At 68.0% G+C, this 2,192-nt stretch carries 2 protein-coding genes; one reads left to right on the forward strand and one right to left on the reverse strand.

Going from position 1 to position 2,192, the window contains the following annotated elements; all coding sequences use genetic code 11:
• Positions 1-43: 43 nt before the first annotated feature.
• Positions 44-571 carry a MarR family transcriptional regulator gene (locus ABZU72_RS28655; RefSeq protein ID WP_355022162.1) on the reverse strand — a complete coding sequence of 176 codons (528 nt, stop codon included), beginning with the start codon at positions 569-571 and terminating at the stop codon, positions 44-46.
• Between the two features lie 229 nt (positions 572-800).
• Here ABZU72_RS28655 and ABZU72_RS28660 point away from each other — a divergent pair.
• Positions 801-2,192, forward strand: a 1,392-nt coding sequence (locus tag ABZU72_RS28660; protein WP_355022163.1) for an MFS transporter, incomplete at its 3' end; no start/stop codon positions are given.

The following is a 2,192-nucleotide window of genomic DNA, read 5'->3' on the forward strand; positions in this document are numbered from 1 at the left end:
GGCCGCGGCGACTTTCTCGGCCACCATTCGTTTTGCTTCGCTGTCAGCCGCCGCGCCACCTCTCGCGAGCTTGAGGGTGCGAAGCCAGATCGCTTCGCATCTCGATGCCGGGGCGGTCGCTGATCAGGTGGTCGGAGACGGCGTTCATCACGCGACCCAGAGCCGCGAAGTCTTCCTCGCTGACCAGATCGATGAGGTAGTCGCGTACGCCGGTGACGTGGACCGGAGCCGCCTCGCGCAGCAGCTCGAAGCCGCGGTCGCTGAGGGTCGCGACGACACCGCGGCCGTCGTCGGCCGAGTTGCGGCGCTCGACCAGCCCGGCACGCTCCATCCGGGTGATCGTGTGCGTGATCCGGGAGCGCGAGTGGGCCAGCGAGTCGGCCAGTTGAGCCATCCGCATGGCGCCGTCGTTCTCGGAGAGGCGGACCAGGATCTCGTACTCCGGGAGCGAGATGTCGAAGCGGGTGCGTAGATCGGCGTCCAGGCGGTCATCGAGCAGGGTCATCCCCATCATCAGCGCACGCCACGAGCGCTGTTGCTCCTCATCCAGCCACCGAGTCTCATCACCCACGGGGCATTACGTTAGCCCTGTCCACGGGCTGTTCCATGCACTGGCACCCCTTAACGGCGAGGAAGTTGTCACCGAAGGTTCGATTCGCACCCGGGACGAGAGCCCTGAAACAGCCGGGACCAACGGCAATATGAGGCGGGACCTTAGCCCGGGCATTGGATCGGCCCGAGCCTTCACAGTCCCTTAGAAACAATTCGCCACGGCTCCGGGTAAAGGCGAAGATTGTGCGGTGTCGACTCCCCCTGCTCTCGGTCTCCGTGACTTCATAGCCGCACTTCCACGCGAGGGCCGCTGGCTCCTGTCGACGGTTGCGATCCAGCTCCTCGGTCGCGGCATGACGCTGCCGTTCACGATCATCTACCTGCATGAGGTACGCGGCTTCGACCTCGGTCTCGCCGGCACCCTGATGGGCCTGATCGCCATCGTCGGCTTCATCGTCACCGGCCCGGCGGGCAGCCTGATCGACAAGTACGGTGCCCGCCCCGTCATCCTCGGCGGTCTGGTCTGTGCGATCGCCGGCGACGTCATGCTCGCCTTCGCCACCACCCCGGTGCTCGCCGGTGCGGCGCTGTGCCTTCTGGGCGTCCAAGCCGGCGTGTCCTGGCCGGCCGCCAACGCCCTGGTCGCCACCGTGGTCGAGGGTGAGCTGCGGCAGCGCTACTACGGGGTGAACTTCGCGCTGATCAACCTCGGCATCGGCATCGGCGGCGTCATCGGCGGGCTCTTCATCGACGTGAGCCGGCCCGAGACGTTCACCTACGCATTCCTCGCCAACGCCGCCACCTTCACGATCCCGGCCCTCGTCCTGCTCGGCCCCCTGCGTCATCTGCACGGCCGCGCCGCGCGACCTGCTGCCGACGAGCCCGACGCGACCGCGTCGTACGCCACGATCCTGCGCCGTCCCGAGGTCATCTGGCTGGTGGTGATCGGGGTGCTGCTCTCGACCCTGGGTTATGGCCAGATCGAGAGCGGGTTCCCGGCCTACTCGCGTCAGATCGCCGAGGTCTCCACCCGGGTCATCGGGTTCGCGTTCGTGGTGAACTGCGCCGTGATCGTGCTCGCCCAGTTCTGGGTGATGAACCGGGTCAGCGGACGCCGGCGCACACGAGTGCTCGTCGCCACCGCCGCGATCTGGGGCCTGGCCTGGGTGGTGTTCGGGGCGACCGGCCTGGTGCCCGGCTCCGTCGCGGCCATCGTCGGCGTGGTCGCTTTCCAGGGGATCTTCTTCGCCCTCGGCGAGACTCTGATGCAGTCGGCCTACCCGGCCCTGACCAACGACATGGCGCCCGACCATCTGCGCGGGCGCTACAACGCGATCAACTCGGCCTCGTTCCAGACCGGGGCGATCATCGGCCCGATCCTGGCCGGCTTCCTGCTCGAGCACGGCCAGTCGACCGCATTCATCGCCCTGATGGTGGTCGGCTGTGTCGGCATCGTCGCTGCCTCGATGCGCCTGGAGCGCCGGATCACCCCCGCCGTGAACGGCGTACGCCCGGCAGCGACCCAGGAGCCCGCAACCCTGTGCGACCAGCTCGGTCGCGGCGAGCGCGTCCGAGAGGTCGCGCGCCTCCTTGGCGACGCGCCAGGCATAGATGCCGGTGAAGGCGAGACCGAGCACGAG

The sequence above is a fragment of the Nocardioides sp. NPDC004968 genome (assembly GCF_040608935.1).
Classification (GTDB): Bacteria; Actinomycetota; Actinomycetes; order Propionibacteriales; family Nocardioidaceae; genus Nocardioides.